This is a genomic window from Luteibacter sp. SVR4-7G, from assembly GCF_056755555.1.
Map to the genome: position 1 here is coordinate 12,903 of NZ_JBPGXO010000001.1, position 15,375 is coordinate 28,277.

Sequence of the window (15,375 nt, forward strand, 5' to 3'; positions counted from 1 at the left end):
GGAGAGGGAATACGTATGTCGATCGAGAACCAGACTGTCGAGGGCGAACTGCCCTCGACCGAGACCAGCCTTACCGATACCGGCGAGGAGTCGACGGTGGAAAACACCACCGACGCCACCCCGGCGCCGGCCGTCGCCAAGAAAGTCGTCAAGCGCAAGCCGGTTGCCCGCAAGGTGATCGAGCCCACGCCGGCACCGGGCGCCAACGCCCCGGTGCGCGACGAGACCAGCAAGCCCGCCGTGCGCACCACGCGCGCAGCGACGGCCCCGAAGAAGGCTGCTGCGCAGAGCAGCGGCTCCGCCGAATCCACCGAGACCACGGCCGTGCCGGCGGCCCCGTCGGCGAAGAAGGCCGCCAAGCGCGCGCCGGCCAAGAAGGCCGCTGCCGCGAAGAAGGGCACGGCGAAGAAGGCTGCCGCCAAGAAGGGCACGGCCAAGAAGGCTGCGGCGAAGAAGGCCGCTCCGAAGAAGGCGGCCGTGAAGAAGTCGGCTGCCAAGAAAGCCGCGGCGAAGAAGGGCACGGCCAAGAAGGCGGTCGCCAAGAAGTCCGCCGCGAAGAAGGCGCCGGCGAAGAAGTCGGCAGCCCGCAAGGCCACCCGCAAGGCGGCCGTGAAGAAGTCGGCCGGCCGCAAGGTCGCCGCCAAGAAGGTCGCCCGCAAGGGTGCGGCGAAGAAGGCCGGCGCCCGCAAGGCTGCCGGTCGCGTCGCGAAGAAGTCCGCCGGTCGCAGCGCCCGCAAGGGTGCCGGCCGCGTCGCAGCGAAGAAGACGGTCCGCAAGGCCGCCGGCAAGACGACCGCCCGCAAGGCTGTCGGTAAGAAAACCGCCTCCAAGGCGGCAAAGAGGTCCACTGCCAGCAAGACCGGCCGTACGCCGGCGCGCAAGTCCGCCGCCCGTGGCCGTCGCAAGTAAGTAGTACCCATCCGGCCCGGCGTACGCGCCGGGCCGGATACCTAAGAGAGAAGAGTCATGGCGATCAAGATCGAAAAGAAGATCAAGGGCTACAACGTCGTTAAGCCCGAGGACAAGGCCGCCCCGGCCCCCGCCCAGGCACCGGTGAAAGACACCGCGCCCGTGGCCGAGGTCATCCAGATGCACGAAAGCCTGGAGCGCCCGGAAACCCTCGTCGGCAACACGTACAAGATCAAGTCGCCGCTCTTCGAGCACGCGCTGTACGTGACCATCAACGACATCGTCCTGAACGCCGGCACCCCGCACGAACAGCGCCGCCCCTTCGAGCTCTTCATCAACTCGAAGAACATGGACCACTTCCAGTGGATCGTGGCGCTCACCCGAATCCTGTCCGCCGTCTTCCGCAAGGGCGGCGACGTGACCTTCATCGTCGAAGAACTCAAGGCCGTCTTCGACCCCCGCGGCGGCTACTTCAAGGCCGGCGGCATCTACATGCCCAGCATCGTCGCCGAGATCGGCGGCGTGATCGAACAGCACATGAAGTCGATCGGGTTGATCCACGACCCGGAAATGAGCGACGCCACGCGCCAGCTCATCGCGGAGAAGCGCGCGGCTTACGAGAAGGCTGCCGCCAAGCCCGCCGCCTCCGCCCCTGTAGGAGCGAGCCCCGCTCGCGACGCCGTTAGCGCCACCGCCGAGGCCCCGACGACCTCAGCCTCCGGCTTCCCACCCGGCGCCACCCTCTGCGCGAAGTGCAATACGCAGGCGCTGGTGCTGATGGATGGGTGCCAGACTTGTTTGAATTGTGGGTATTCGAAGTGCGGGTAGTTCCATAGTATGACTAGGCTTCGTCAAAGACACGACGCCTATTGCCCTCACGCTTGTTAATGTTGATCCCTCACGCGCGAGACGGGTGCTGTGGATAACCTCACAAACGAGCAACGCAGTGAGCTGATGCGACGTGTTCGAAGTAGGGACACGAAGCCGGAAATTGCAGTCCGTAGCTTGCTCCATCGGCTAGGGTACCGATTTCGTCTACACGGGAAGGGAATACCAGGACGGCCGGATATCGTTTTTAGGACACGTCGTAAGCTCATTTTCGTGCATGGCTGCTTTTGGCATCGGCACGAAGGATGCTCGTCTTGCAGAGTACCCAAGTCGCGATTGGACTTCTGGCTGCCCAAGTTCGCGGCGAACCGTGAAAGAGATATGCGTGTCATGAGTGCACTTGAAGGTCTCGGATGGTCTGTCACGGTCGTTTGGGAATGTGAACTAAGAGAGCCTCTTGCACTTGCCACGCGTCTTCAAAAATTTTTAGATTTGGAGTAACGATGTGAGGTCGGTTGAGCTATTCGCTGGCGCCGGTGGGCTCGCTATGGGCTGTTCTCTCGCGGGCTTCGAGCCGGAGGTGGTCGCTGAATGGGATCGATGGGCGTGTGATACCTTGCGCGAAAACGCGAAGCGGGATTTCCCGCTGCTACGAGATTCGTATGTTCACGAGGGAGATGTTCGTGCCGTCGACTGGTCGAGCGTGACTGAAGGTGTCGATCTCGTCGCAGGGGGGCCGCCATGCCAACCGTTCTCCATGGGAGGAAAGCATCAAGCGCATGACGATCGGCGTGACATGTTTCCGGCAACCGTAAGTATTATAAGAAGATTGCAGCCTCGGGCGTTTATTGTTGAGAACGTAAAAGGGCTTACGCGAGCGGCGTTTGCAAATTACTTTCAGTACATCATTCTTCAACTGTCGTATCCTGAGATGATGAGTCGTAGAGGTGAGTCTTGGTTCGACCATCTTCGGCGCTTGCATGCTCGCCATACGAGTACGAGGTCACGAGTTAAAGACCTCACCTATAACGTAATCCCTACGTTGGTTAATGCTGCGGATTATGGCGTTCCGCAGCGCCGTGAGCGCATATTTCTCGTAGGATTTCGGTCCGATGTGGATGGTAAGTGGTCCTTTCCAAAAGCATCCCACTCGCTCGATGCCTTGTTAGTCGAGCAGTGGATCACCGGAGAATATTGGGATCGCCATCGTGTCTCGGTGAAGAGAAGGCCATCGATATCCAAGGCTGCGGCGCGAAGAGTAGAGCAGCTCCGCTCAGACCTCTTGCCTTTAGATACGCGTCCTTGGCGTACGGTGCGGGATGCACTCCGTGGCCTGCCGGATCCCAGATCACGGGCCGCGAAGGGATTCAGTAATCATGTGTTTCAAGCGGGAGCGCGTGCGTATCCAGGGCACACCGGGAGCCCTTGGGATTTGCCAGCAAAAACGTTGAAAGCTGGCGGGCACGGTGTTCCCGGCGGGGAAAATATGCTCGTGGAGGACGATGGCAGTGTGCGTTATTTTACGGTGAGGGAGAGCGCGAGACTTCAGACGTTTCCTGATGGATTTACGTTTCATGGCGCATGGAGTGAAACGATGCGTCAATTGGGAAATGCCGTGCCGGTATTGCTTGCGCAAAAAGTTGCCACAAGCGTCGCCGAGTGCCTCTTGAACTATGATGCCGAGGAGCTTGCTCGTCGGGTGCAACCTTCGTGGTGTGCCGCATGACTGGAAAAGTTGTTCCATTCAATCCCCTTGATAAAAGGAATCTTGGAGACAGTATCGTCAAAGCGCTACTAGAGCAGCCCATGATCGATTTAGGGAAGCTCGCCCCGTTTGAAGGAGCCGGAATTTACGCGATTTACTACCGTGGCGAATATGTCCCATATAAGTCTCTTTCGCTCTTAAGCTCGGGAGCCGTGGGAGTTCCGATCTACGTGGGAAAGGCTGTGCCCAAAGGTGCTAGGCGAGGAAGTGATTTGAATGCCCTAGCAGGTCGAGTTCTTTATAAGCGGCTCTCAGAGCATGCCGATAGTATTGCGGCTGTCAGCGATCTCCCTGAAGCTGGAATCCATCTGAAAGACTTCGTATGCCGCTCACTCGTCCTAGATGACGTATGGATTCCGCTAGGGGAGTCATTGGTCATATCTCGTTACCGGCCGTTGTGGAACAAGCTCGTGGACGGATTCGGAAACCACGATCCTGGAAAGGGTCGGTATAAGGGGAAGAGGTCTCGTTGGGACGTACTGCATCCAGGGAGACGGTGGGTAGGAAACCTGGAGGTGCGTGACGAGTCCGCGGAGGAGATCGCGAGAGATGTCGAGTCGTTCCTCACAGCTTTCCAGCAAGAACTGTAAGAGCGATTTACGATCGTTTCTCAAGGAACCAGGGGGAGAGATGTTACTGGAGGGAGACTTCGACAGTCTGGCTGGGTTTCTATTGAAGCTGACTGAGCTGGCGACCAAAATCGGAGACGAGGCGGTTTGGTTTCGTGGCCATAGCAACACGAACTTTACCTTGTTGCCATCCATAGCGCGCGCAGCTGGAGCTTTAGAGCGAGAGGCTCTGCTGTCAAAGCGCTTCAAGCAAAATGCGTATCCGTTTCGCCAGCAAGCTCCTCAGGATGAATGGGAGTGGATGTTCTTGATGCAGCACTTCGGCATCCCAACGCGTCTTTTGGATTGGACAGAGAGCCCGCTCGTCGCTTTATATTTTGCGGTGAACGATCCGGACGTCGCCCAGGAGAGCGCGGATGGTGCAATCTGGGCCCTTCTGCCGGCACGGTATAACTACGAGGTCCCGAGGCTTAGGCCTGTCGTCTCTGTTGATATCCCTTGTTTCGGGGTGGATTCGGTATTAGATGACTATGGGCCCGAGAAGATGCACATGGAGGTTATGACGAGTCGGTTTCCAGCTGCGGCAATAGCTCATCGCCGTAACGAGAGGATAATGGCTCAGCTCGGCGTCTTCACAATTATGCATCGAGACGTAACCCCAATCGAAGACCTAGCTGCTGCTCATCTCGCAAAGTTGATCATCCCGGCGGCCGCGAAGCAGCGGCTTCGCTTGGAGTTGGCGTCTTTAAGAGTCAATCGACTTATGCTTTTCCCAGAACTTGCAAGCGTGGCGGAAGTGACGAAGGAGATCTTGCAGTGACGGATTTCAGGCTAGGAAACGTCCCGAGCAGTTCGATCCTACATGTCTACTCATTGCGCGAAGGGATATGGTTTGACCCGCCGTACCAGCGGCTTGGCGATATTTGGCCGCTCGACAAGAGACAACTGCTCATTGATTCGATAATCAACGGGTATGATTTGCCTAAGCTCTATTTTCATGAGTTCTTTCCCGCGAAGGACATTGGGGGCAAGAAATATAAGTTTGCTATTGTCGACGGCAAACAGAGGTTGCAAACGATATTTTCCTTTATCGAAGGAGCATTTCCCCTTAGCGACGATATGGAATTCATAGACGACGCTGGAATGGGTGCTGCGGGACTCACGTATGCCGAGCTTGCCAAGAAATATCCAGATCTAAAAACAAGATTCGACGGCTATGTTTTGCCGATAGTGACGATTCTAACCGATGAGATCGAGCTTATCGAAGATATGTTCTCTCGGTTAAACGAAGCAGTGCCACTCAATGCCGCGGAGAAGCGAAACGCCTTCGGTGGACCTTTACCGGATACCGTTCGCCGCGTCTCTGAACACTCGTTTTTCGTTAAGAAAGTTCCGTTTACTAACCTTCGATATCGACATCTCGATATGGCGACGAAGTTCCTTTATATTTGCCATCGCGACGCGTTGGTCGATACGAAGAAAGTCCATCTTGACGATTTTGTAAAGGAAGCCAAGAGGGCAGCAAGCTTTGATACAGCATCGCTGCAATTTCGTGTGAGTGAGACACTCAAGGCCATGGAGCGTGTCTTTGTTGATAAAGATGCTCTCTTGAAATCCGTTGGCTCGTTGACCGTTTATTTTTATTTGTTTCTAGACGCCCTCGGTAGGGGATGGGTAGATCAAATTGACCGCGGTGACTTTGTAAGTTTTGAAAGGCGTAGGGAAGCGAATCGGATTTTGGCGGAGAAGGGAGGGGAAGGGGTTGATTTCACAATGCTCGAATACGACCGTTTCGCGCAAAGTCCGAACGACGGAACTGCTTTGCGGTTTAGATATTCGGTGCTACGACAGTATGTGGGGCCGGTTGAAGGGCGGCCGACTTTAGTAGCCGATTAGTGACCTTAGCAGAGCTCACCTCATTCCTGCTGAAATTCTTTGAGCGCATTTCTTATGCGATCGGACAACTCTTGGTATAGAGCCAATGGGAAGGCTTGGCTTCGGGTGAAGGCTGCCCGGCGAAGTTTTCGGGTCAATTCACAAGGAAGGTAAGGCCATAACCGGTCTACCGAATTGCATACTTGTGAGGCGACAATTGACTTCCGGCCCTTGGCCCCGAAGCTCAACGCTACCAAAGACGGGGTGACGTCGCTGGCAATCAAGTTCATATGGAAGTTGAACTTGTGAGGAAGGGCATGGGGTTGGTGATGTCAATGGACCTTTTTTCGATCGATGGCCGGCTCAAACTCCCGGAGTTCGTTGGTGCCATTAGTGCTCTTCTACTCGACCGCGATCTGCAAGTACATGACGAGCGCCTCGATGCGGGCCTTCGTCAACGCCGCAATCCAAAACAGAAAGTACATCATGGCGATCACGGCCCCCGCCAAGAAGTCAATCCAGCTAAGACGGCGCCCGGCAACGTACTCGCGAGCTTGCAGATAAATTGCGACCACGGCAGGTAGAGGGCTGAGCGTGAGAATGCTCTGCCAGTGCCGTCAACGGAAGGGGTGAGCATCAATGCCGTTGAGACGAGCGGTATAGCTGCACTTGCCAAGGAGCTGATCGTTACTAGCAGGCTCGTCTGGCGGCGCCTAGCCCCGTCCTGGTCTAAGCCGACAGGAAGGCTACCACCGCAGAACGCGTGACGATTAATGAAGCTGGACTGTTGATTGAGACAAGGGTCAGTTCTATTGACTATCAGAGGGGGGGAGGAATGAACCTGCCAGAAGCAATGGCTCTGATTTTGTCGGAGCATATGGGTGCATTGAGCGCAAGTGAGCTAGCCGATCTCGTCGGATTGCGCTTTCCAGAACTGCTAAGTACGCCTGGGCGACGCAACAGCCCTATTGGACTCACTCCGCATCAAGCGTTGCGTCGTGCAGTTGCTACAGCCGCAGGACCGAATTCGACGCGCTTCATTCGCGATAAATCAGGCGATACGCTCAAGATTTCGCTTGCCGCGAGTGGAAGAAGTTGGACGGATGGCGAGCTCAGGCAATGCATCGTTGAGTATCGAAGGATGCTTGACGAGGAGCAGCGCGGGTTGGCGCCAACTAAGCTCGCGGTCTACCGCGAACTCGCAGCGAAGCTTGGAAGGACCGAGGGTTCAATCGAACTACGGATGCAAAATATATCTGCGGTGCTTGATCGGCTAGGTCGTAGTTGGATAAGAGGTCTTCTTCCCGCCAATAACGTTGGTAGGCATGTGGTAAGTCGTATCGAAGCCATACTGGAAGAGATTGAGGCAACTTCCGGGGATGGTACATCGGAGCTAACAAGAATGCGGCTGCGTGGTCCTGTCCTGAAAGAGGATGCGGTTCGGTTCCTGGACTCCTTTCGTGCCGGTGAAACCTGGTTCGTTGACCGGTGGCTACCTGCGTATACACGTACCGTTTCGGACATCCAAATCGCACTGTCAGAAGGACGATTTGCGGATGTGGCTTCGACGGTTTGGAGGGCTCGGGATAATCAAGTAAGCAATTCCGGGCAGGGATTGCTAAGTTTCGAAAGTATCGATGCGAATTGGGACGACATTCTCGAAGTAACAGCCGATATTGCGTCCGACTATAGACCCGAAAATTATCAAAGGGTAGTGGAGCTTTTCGTCGCTTGGAAAGCTTCCGGCCGTATCAACAAGGTTCCGCGGATGCTGATTGCGCGAGCGTTCTCGGCCATCCATCCGACCTTCTATCACACCACTGTGGATGGCAAGTCCCACGACGAAGTTTTGGCTTGGTTCGCGGAAAACACTCACTTCAGAATCCCAGATTCTGACAATTGGGCTGTAAAAGCAATTGCGCTCACCTCGCATCTCGATCGAGCGTGCGACTTCGATGGCGACCATCTTACGAGGAATATTTTCCCCTGGTTCGTGATTGATCAACTTCGAGCAAAGAATTTGGTCAACAATTTCCGACCCGGCCACGTGCCTAAGCCGGTGTCAGCTTTTGCGACAATTGCTCCCGAAAGACGCGAGGTAGTGTTGAAGCACAACCAGTTGCAAACGGCTTTGTATAAGCAGCTTTGCAATGAATTTGGCGAGGACTACGTGCGAACCGAGTTGCCAACAGGGACGGGCGGCTATGCTGATGCTGTGGTTGTGAAGGAAGGAATTGTGTCGTCGCTATATGAAATTAAGGTCGCCAAGACAGCTTCCGAGGCCATTAGGCAAGCTATAGGGCAGTTGCTCGAATACGGTTTCCGTCCCCACGGTCTCCAACCGAAGAAAATTGTAGTCGTGGCTGAGGCCGAAGTTGACGGCCCCACGCGTCAATTCTTGGCCCGACTTTCGAACGACTTTCTGCTTCCTATCGAGTACATGCAGATCAGCGAGGGCACTCCGTCGTAGCCATACGTTCTAACTAGTGCCACAGCCACGATACGCAGGTAGCTACCTCCCCCCATGTGCTACTCCGCCAAAATCCTAGCCGACTTCCGCATCTACCAACGCTACGGCGGCACCCTCGACATGCCCGCCTTCGCCCGCCTGGCAGGCTGGGCGGCGGAAGCCGGTACCTGGATGAGCGCTGTTCCCAAGGCCATGCGCAACGCCTTCCTGGCCTCGTCTCTCCCGGAGGACGAGGAGGCAAGGAACGCCGCCCTGGAGGCGTACCGCGTCGCGGCGCTTGCCCAGGAACAGCTGATCGCCGAACAGACCGACCGCCTGACCCGTGCCGAGGCGGTCCTCGCTGGCCCCAAGCCCACCAAGAAGGCGGCCACCGACAAGCGCGTAGCCACCAACAAGGTCGCGGAAGCCCGCCGCAAACTCAGTGAAGTCAACGATTTCGCCATCCAGGACGGCTTCGACCGCATCTGGCCCGGCCACTACGCCCCGGTCCTTATTCGCGATCCGGCAACGGGCGAGAAGAGGGTGGTCCCCATGCGTTACCGCTGCCGGCTGCCCGGTTGGACCGCTGCCGACGAGCGCGAAAAGCCGGGTACGTACATGGCCCGGCGGGACAGCCTGTCCACCGTCTGGCGGAAGCTATGGGGATACAACCATGCGGTGGTCGTGGCGAGCCGTTTCTTCGAAGCCGTGAAGCTCCACGACCTCCAGCGCCGGCCGCTCGCCCCAGGCGAACGGGAGATCTCGGTCGAGCTCGAGTTTCGCCCCGAGCCGACCCAGGACATGTTCCTGGCCTGCCTGTGGAGCTACAGCGAATCCACGGATGACGAGGCCGGCTTCTACTCCTTCGCGGCCATCAGCCGACCGCCGCCACCGGAAGTCCGGGCGGCGGGGCACGACCGGTGCATCATCGCGATCAGGCCGGAGTCCCTGGACACCTGGCTGGATCCCGATCCCCGGCACCTCGCCGAGCAGGAAGCCATCCTCGACAACCCCATCGACGTCTACTACGAGCACCAGCTCAGCGAGCGTGACGCTGGGAAAGCGGAGTAGCCCGGGCTCGCGCGGATTCGTCGAAGGTCCCGTCCAGTCTATAGATTTCGCGGTGCAGGGAAGTGCCATGGGTCTCGTCCCAGAGGGTATCGGACAGAGCCACGCCCAGCTTCCTCGCGATGCGCAAGGTGCAGGCCGACCATCCCAATGCGCCGCAACTCACGTGCTGGACAATCAGACAGACCCGCCGCCGGTCAGGCGGCTCTGGCGAGACGGCGGCATCGATGAGCAGGCATTGAGCCAGCAGCACCGCGCTGATGACGCCACTCAGACTGGTGTTCCCCGGCACGGACTCCAGCCAGGGTTCGGGCGGTGTCACATCCCTGGCACACAACGGGTACATCGGCGGCCGCCCGGGCTGACGGCTAAAGCGCCTGAGGCGAGCCCACAGCCGCCCAAGCGACCGCGCCGTGCGCACCATGAGCCAGCGCACGTCATCGTCGGAGAGTGAGGAAGAAGGAGGTTCGAGCTCGGCCATGCGCGCATCGTGCTCCCTCGTTGTATCAGCAGTTGAGAGATGTGAAGGCGGGACTCAGCCGCATTGCGACAGCTTGAGAATCCTGGGCCCGGCCTCAGCGCGGTGCTCGGCGGCCGGCATTTTCATGCTGCCGCCTGAGGCGGACTCTTTGTCCGGGCCACCCCCGAGACAATTCATTCGGGAATATTGCGCGAACCGATCTCATTCATCGCAGCGGGTATTTGTCGCGATGCCGATCTAGAGGCCATCCTTGGCGATCCCATCGACATCACCATGCGCATCAGTTCAGAAGACGTGGCGCTGGCGCATGGCGGTGTAGTGCTGTCAGGTGGCTGCATGCCCAGAGTTTTTGCCGTCGACTTCGCCTTTCGTAGCCTGACCTTCGCTAGTATCGATGCAGGATTCCGTAGAAGTAACTTCCTTGGCATCGAGAATGTAAGTCGGATAGTCAGCCTTCTCCTTCACGAAGAACGCGCCGTTGAACGGGAAAACAAAATGCATAGGGCGGGTTCTACCCTTGTTCTTATCGGACAACAGCGGGGACAAGGGCGAATCGGTTGCCTGATGACGAACGACGAATATCGTGCAGAGTTGGCGAGGCGTCGCACTGGAAAGGAATGCGAATCCCGCTAAGCGAGCTCCTACCGGAGGAGCGCTGGCGGCAATGGTGGTCACCACGAATGCGACGCAAACAAGGTGCTTGAGTAGATTCGGGTACCAGCCTCGAATGATGATTTTTGCTACGGCGAGTTGCATCATCGCCACAAAGAGAAGAATAACGAACAGACACAAGGCTCTCTCGATAAGATCGGTGAGGTCGACCTCTGTGGCACCCGTCAAAACACCGTAGAGAAAGAAGAAGGCGAGCATGGCCTGGAAGCCAAATGCCTGGGCGAGTCCAGCGTAGTACCACCGAGAGACGGGCTTCTCTGTCGCCACTCTCTTGGCCACCGGTCGCAGGGCGAGGACCGATAAGCCAATTGCCGGTATGAATACCAAGAGCGGCTTCCAGACGGCGACCTCGGGGTTCAATGAAGCCCAGGCAATGCACAGGGCCCAAGTGGCGCCGAGAAAGAGCATGACAAGCGCCCAGCGCCAGATCAGCGATCGACGTATCGAAGCTATGGAAGAAGCGCTCGAATCCTTCTCTCCTTCCGGAAGCGATCGCTGGAAGACGCTGGCTAGGGTCGGTCCATCCTTATGCAGTTTGGCGGTAAGCATTTGCGCAGGAAAGCTCAGGGTTCCCACAAGCATGCCGATGCATGTGCAAGTAACCCCCACAAGTGCAGGCAGCGCGGCGAGAACGCTTCCGTCTGCGAATCCGACCGGTAGCGCAAACTCATGTCGGAAGTCGACCCATAGAAGCGACGCAATACATAGCGCGGCTGCACCCAGTGAGGCTGCTCTGTTCGAAAGCCACTTCAGCAAGACCGAGAGTTGCTCGAATTGCGACGGATTGGGTGGTGATGTCACGACGTATCTCCTGATCTAGGGTCAGCGATATATCGGCACATGAGCAAAAAATTTTAGACCGATGCCGAATATGCACAACGTCGTACTGCTCTACCGTGATCGTGCCCCCTCGTCATATCAGCGGGTTGAGAGGTCTCGTTTGCGGTTTGCCGGACGAAGCGGCGGCCACCCCTCGGCCAGCGGAATATTCTTTCGCTTACGCCGAGGTACCTGCCAGCTTGCCTGGTGGTACGAGCGCACGGCTCGCTTGTTATTAACGACCCGATCGTCTTGACGAAATTTAGATAGACCATCGCCATAACACTTCCGGCGATGGCCGAGCGCGCAATGCTCCCTAATAACTTTGGCACTGCAACCGGGTTGGGGTACGTGCCGTGGTCTGTCGTCGGAAAAAACGCATCTGTTGGCTAGATCAGGTAGCAAGAAATTGCGTTTGCACAGGGCAAGAGTCTTGTGCATAGTTCTTCCACAAGCGGTGACAAACTTACGCCGATAGGGATGGGGGGACGAATGGAATCTTGGGAAGCTTGAATGGACGCGCCGCTTTTTCGTCCGCAGTCATTCACTGTCAAACGCGACGACGGACTCGGTCCAGTCAGTATTGCGTCTCCTTTGGCCCATTACGTTTGGGTAGGCGTGGCTGTATTGGTCGCGGCGGCCATCGTTATGTGGCTCGTCTTCGGTCATTACACCCGCCGTGAAAGAGTATTTGGAATGCTCGTTCCACACGGAGGACTAGTCCGCATAACCTCACGCTCGTCGGGGACAGTATCTGCGGTGTTGGTTTCCGAAGGCGATGCAGTCGCTGTGGGCCAAGTATTGCTGCGAGTCTCCGGAGAAAGAAACAGTCAAGCATTAGGTGCTACTGGTGCGGGAGTTGCCGACAGCCTCCAGTTGCAAGACCGTGCTTTGAGCGACGAAGAGAAAGGTCTCGAAGAGATCGCCTCGCGCCAGACCGAAGCCTTTAGGCAAAGTGAAGCCCTGCTGGTCAAACAGGTCAGCCAGTTCTCTAAGCAGCTTGAGCTAAGTCGCCAACAGTCGGCGGGCTATGTGGCCCTCCTTGAGCGTATCCGGCCGTTAGTGAAGAAGGGCTATGTGTCGCAGCTTCAAATTCAGCAACAGGAGGCGCAAGCCATCGATTCAAAGTCTGAAATTGAATCCTTGCTGCGGCAAAAGTCGGAGACACAGCGTCAGCTGGCCGAAGTTCGAAGCCAGTTGGAACAAATCCCCGCTAATTCCGAGAGTCGTCGTAATGAGATTCGCCGTCAGCGAGCTCAACTCAGGCAACAAAGCTTCGAGAACGAAGCAGGCCGCTCAAGTACTATCGTTGCTACTGGTGCTGGCGTTGTTTCCTCCCTTTTGGCAGAGGTGGGGCAGACTATAAGCACAGGCGAACCTCTTCTTTCGATAGTGCCGGCTTCTTCTCCTCTTGAAGCCCAGCTTTTAGTGCCTAGTTCTGCCATTGGATTTGTGCATGTGGGGACAGAGGTCCGACTGCATTACATTGCGTTCCCTTATCAAAAATTTGGCATCCAGAGGGGTCGAGTCTCGCAATTGTCGAAAAGCGCATTAACACCAAGCGAGGTCGACGCTATTGGCGGAGCTGGGAACCGCGACGGCATGCCTCAGTACCGTGTCCGCGTGAATCTCGATAGGCAAGCCATATCTGCCTATGGCAGAGAAGAAAGGCTGCTCCCCGGGATGGCTGTAGAAGCCGATATGTTGTTAGACCGGCGTACTTTGCTTGAATGGTTGCTCGAACCATTGTTCGGTGCAAGCCAAAGGCTGGATGAGCGCGCGCCTTGAGCACGAAAACTGTTGATGATCACGAGAACGGCGAGTCGGATCAGCTGCTGAGATTCCGATGGCGGAGGCGTTTGCGCCTCGTTCGCCAGGCGGAAAGTGCCGAATGCGGTCTTGCCTGCCTTGCCATGGTGATGGACTTTTACGGCGCAAACTACAGTTTGATGGACCTACGCCGACGCTTTTCACTGTCGCTGAAAGGCGTGAGGCTTTCCCATCTCCTGGACATGGCTCAGGCGATGAACCTGGCTGGACGAGCAGTACGGCTGGAGCTTGATGAGCTGAAACATCTCAAGCTGCCGTGCATAGTCCATATTGACCTCGACCATTTTGTTGTGCTTGCCTCAATCTCACCGAAGAAAGTCACAATATACGATCCAGCCTCAGGCGTTCGACGGATGGGTGTCGATGCTTTCGGAGACCACTTTACAGGTGTTGCACTTGAGTTGACTCCAGGTCCCGAATTTCAACGGAGAAAGCCAGGCGCGCAAGTGACGATTCGATCAGTTGGTGGATCGATTCAGGGACTAGGAAAGGGTTTGGTGCAGGTGTTTTTCCTTGCGCTGGTCCTGGAGCTATTTGCTCTCTTGTCACCTCAGTACTTGCAGTTGGTGGTAGACCAGGTTCTTGCGGATGGGGATCATCAACTTCTCAGCTTGCTCGGGGTCAGCTTCACGTTTCTGATGCTGTTGCAGACAGCAGTAACTGCGATGCGTACATGGCTTCTAGTCTGGATAGGAACGCAATTCAACCTGTCGTGGACAGGGCGCATCTTTCAGCATCTTCTGAAGCTTCCACAAGAGTATTTTTTTAAGCGACATCTTGGTGACATCGTATCGAGGTTCAACGCAGTCACATCCATTCAGCAGACCCTGACAACGCAATTCGTCGGCGGGTTACTTGATGGCTTGATGGCTGTACTTACGCTCGCGTTGCTCTGTGTGTATAGCGTGCCATTGGCAATGCTTATCGCGTTCTGTGTGGCTCTTTACGGCGGGCTTCGCGCGCTCTACTTCTCCACTCTAAAAGAAGCCAACTTGAGCCAGATTGTAGTCAATGCAAAGCAACAGACTGCGTTCATGGAATCTGTTAGGGGGAGCCAGACCATACGCCTATACAACAAAGGATCTGCGAGAACCAGTCATTATCTGAACACGGTAGCCGAGGCGCTCAATACGTCGGTAAGGATACAGAAGCTAAATCTCGCATTCTCGTCGGTGCATGGCCTTGTGTCAGGGGGGCAGCGTATCGCAGTGCTATGGTTCGGCGCCTGGCTTTCCCTGAAAGGCGAGTTTAGCGCTGGGTCCCTAATGGCCTTCGTGGCATACGCCGATCAGTTTTTGGCGCGGGCTTCAAACTTGATTGACTATTTTCTTCAGTATCGCCTGCTCCACCTGCAGACTGAGCGGCTGGCGGACATAGCACTAACTCCCGTTGAACCTTTCACCGAAGGGGTCTATCGGGGACCCCTGCCTGAAGCTTCCATCGAATTCGATCGTGTCAGCTTCAGATACGCCGATGGCGAACCGTGGATTCTTCGGGACTGCTCCTTCCGAATCGAAGCCGGCGAGGCCGTGGCATTCGTAGGGCCGTCTGGGTGCGGGAAGAGCACGATTGCAAGACTTGCGCTCGGTTTGCTTGAGCCAGCATCGGGCGCCATTCGCATCGGTGGCGTCGACCTCAGGCACCTTGGAAAGACGGCGTACCGCGCAATGGCTGCCAGCGTAATGCAAGACGATCGCCTGTTTGCCGGCACGATCGAGGATAACATTTCATTTTTCGACCCTACATCGACCATGGCCGCGGTAATTGCAGCGGCGAGCCGCGCCCAGCTCCATGGCGATATCGTTTCTATGCCCATGGGCTATCGCACTCTGGTTGGGGACATGGGATCGACGCTGTCTGGGGGGCAACAGCAGCGGCTATGGTTGGCTCGGTTGTTTTATCGAGAACCCTCTATTGCGGTACTGGACGAAGCTACGAGTCATTTGGACATCGCCGCTGAGATGCGCATCAATCAAGAATTTTCTCGCCTGCAGATGACCCGGATGATAGTGGCTCATCGAGTCGAGACCATACGCTCAGCGAACCGAATCATGGTTGTAAGTCAGGGAGGGATTAAAGAAGTTGAGAAAGCGGGACTAGTTAGCTGAAA

14 protein-coding genes are annotated in these 15,375 nt (G+C 56.5%); 12 read left to right on the forward strand and 2 right to left on the reverse strand.

All coding sequences use genetic code 11. From position 1 onward, the window contains the following. The first annotated feature begins 15 nt into the window (after positions 1–15). The 10 genes from ACR9ZH_RS00055 to ACR9ZH_RS00100 all read left to right on the forward strand — a co-directional run bounded on the left by ACR9ZH_RS00055 (position 16) and on the right by ACR9ZH_RS00100 (position 9,466). Entirely contained in the window at positions 16–909 is an 894-nt protein-coding gene (locus tag ACR9ZH_RS00055) for a histone H1-like repetitive region-containing protein (RefSeq protein ID WP_481288709.1), read from the forward strand. Between the two features lie 57 nt (positions 910–966). Beyond that, positions 967–1,737, forward strand: a complete 771-nt coding sequence (locus tag ACR9ZH_RS00060) for a TSCPD domain-containing protein (protein ID WP_481288710.1) — start codon at positions 967–969, stop codon at positions 1,735–1,737. A 90-nt stretch (positions 1,738–1,827) separates the two neighbouring features. After that, complete coding sequence (locus ACR9ZH_RS00065; RefSeq protein ID WP_481288711.1) at positions 1,828–2,238, forward strand: very short patch repair endonuclease; 411 nt, start codon at positions 1,828–1,830, stop codon at positions 2,236–2,238. 4 nt (positions 2,239–2,242) lie between these two features. Next, entirely contained in the window at positions 2,243–3,463 is a 1,221-nt protein-coding gene (locus tag ACR9ZH_RS00070; protein WP_481288712.1) for a DNA cytosine methyltransferase, read from the forward strand. Then, complete coding sequence (locus ACR9ZH_RS00075) at positions 3,460–4,092, forward strand: Eco29kI family restriction endonuclease (RefSeq protein WP_481288713.1); 633 nt, start codon at positions 3,460–3,462, stop codon at positions 4,090–4,092. The genes ACR9ZH_RS00070 and ACR9ZH_RS00075 overlap by 4 nt, the downstream gene beginning before the upstream one ends. Next, positions 4,052–4,891, forward strand: a complete 840-nt coding sequence (locus ACR9ZH_RS00080; protein ID WP_481288714.1) for an FRG domain-containing protein — start codon at positions 4,052–4,054, stop codon at positions 4,889–4,891. The genes ACR9ZH_RS00075 and ACR9ZH_RS00080 overlap by 41 nt, the downstream gene beginning before the upstream one ends. Further along, positions 4,888–5,967, forward strand: a complete 1,080-nt coding sequence (locus tag ACR9ZH_RS00085) for a DUF262 domain-containing protein (protein WP_481288715.1) — start codon at positions 4,888–4,890, stop codon at positions 5,965–5,967. The genes ACR9ZH_RS00080 and ACR9ZH_RS00085 overlap by 4 nt, the downstream gene beginning before the upstream one ends. A gap of 269 nt (positions 5,968–6,236) precedes the next feature. Next, a complete protein-coding gene (locus ACR9ZH_RS00090) occupies positions 6,237–6,530 on the forward strand; it encodes a hypothetical protein (RefSeq protein ID WP_481288716.1) in 294 nt (97 codons plus the stop codon). A 251-nt stretch (positions 6,531–6,781) separates the two neighbouring features. Further along, complete coding sequence (locus ACR9ZH_RS00095) at positions 6,782–8,416, forward strand: hypothetical protein (protein ID WP_481288717.1); 1,635 nt, start codon at positions 6,782–6,784, stop codon at positions 8,414–8,416. Between the two features lie 54 nt (positions 8,417–8,470). After that, complete coding sequence (locus ACR9ZH_RS00100; RefSeq protein WP_481288718.1) at positions 8,471–9,466, forward strand: SOS response-associated peptidase family protein; 996 nt, start codon at positions 8,471–8,473, stop codon at positions 9,464–9,466. Here ACR9ZH_RS00100 and ACR9ZH_RS00105 read toward each other — a convergent pair. After that, a complete protein-coding gene (locus tag ACR9ZH_RS00105) occupies positions 9,435–9,944 on the reverse strand; it encodes a hypothetical protein (RefSeq protein WP_481288719.1) in 510 nt (169 codons plus the stop codon). The two genes, ACR9ZH_RS00100 and ACR9ZH_RS00105, sit on opposite strands and share 32 nt — an antisense overlap. Positions 9,945–10,268: 324 nt before the next feature. Then, entirely contained in the window at positions 10,269–11,417 is a 1,149-nt protein-coding gene (locus ACR9ZH_RS00110; protein ID WP_481288720.1) for a hypothetical protein, read from the reverse strand. Positions 11,418–11,948: 531 nt separating this feature from the next. On the opposite strand from ACR9ZH_RS00110, the gene ACR9ZH_RS00115 reads away from it, so the two are divergent. Both ACR9ZH_RS00115 and ACR9ZH_RS00120 read left to right on the forward strand, forming a co-directional pair. Beyond that, on the forward strand, positions 11,949–13,223 hold the full coding sequence (locus ACR9ZH_RS00115) for an HlyD family secretion protein (RefSeq protein ID WP_481288721.1): 1,275 nt from the start codon (positions 11,949–11,951) through the stop codon (positions 13,221–13,223). Further along, positions 13,220–15,373 (forward strand): peptidase domain-containing ABC transporter, encoded by a 2,154-nt coding sequence (locus tag ACR9ZH_RS00120; RefSeq protein ID WP_481288722.1) that lies wholly within the window; start codon positions 13,220–13,222, stop codon positions 15,371–15,373. Before ACR9ZH_RS00115 ends, ACR9ZH_RS00120 begins: the two co-directional genes overlap by 4 nt. Positions 15,374–15,375: the final 2 nt, after the last annotated feature.

Excerpts from the sequence above, each read along its gene's own strand:
- ACR9ZH_RS00115 (WP_481288721.1), top strand. The coding sequence starts at position 11,949 with ATGGACGCGCCGCTTTTTCGTCCGCAGTCATTCACTGTCAAACGCGAC.
- ACR9ZH_RS00060 (WP_481288710.1), top strand. The coding sequence starts at position 967 with ATGGCGATCAAGATCGAAAAGAAGATCAAGGGCTACAACGTCGTTAAG.
- ACR9ZH_RS00090 (WP_481288716.1), top strand. The coding sequence starts at position 6,237 with ATGGAAGTTGAACTTGTGAGGAAGGGCATGGGGTTGGTGATGTCAATG.
- ACR9ZH_RS00100 (WP_481288718.1), top strand. The coding sequence starts at position 8,471 with ATGTGCTACTCCGCCAAAATCCTAGCCGACTTCCGCATCTACCAACGC.
- ACR9ZH_RS00075 (WP_481288713.1), top strand. The coding sequence starts at position 3,460 with ATGACTGGAAAAGTTGTTCCATTCAATCCCCTTGATAAAAGGAATCTT.
- ACR9ZH_RS00080 (WP_481288714.1), top strand. The coding sequence starts at position 4,052 with ATGTCGAGTCGTTCCTCACAGCTTTCCAGCAAGAACTGTAAGAGCGAT.
- ACR9ZH_RS00105 (WP_481288719.1), bottom strand. The coding sequence starts at position 9,944 with ATGGCCGAGCTCGAACCTCCTTCTTCCTCACTCTCCGACGATGACGTG.
- ACR9ZH_RS00095 (WP_481288717.1), top strand. The coding sequence starts at position 6,782 with ATGAACCTGCCAGAAGCAATGGCTCTGATTTTGTCGGAGCATATGGGT.
- ACR9ZH_RS00055 (WP_481288709.1), top strand. The coding sequence starts at position 16 with ATGTCGATCGAGAACCAGACTGTCGAGGGCGAACTGCCCTCGACCGAG.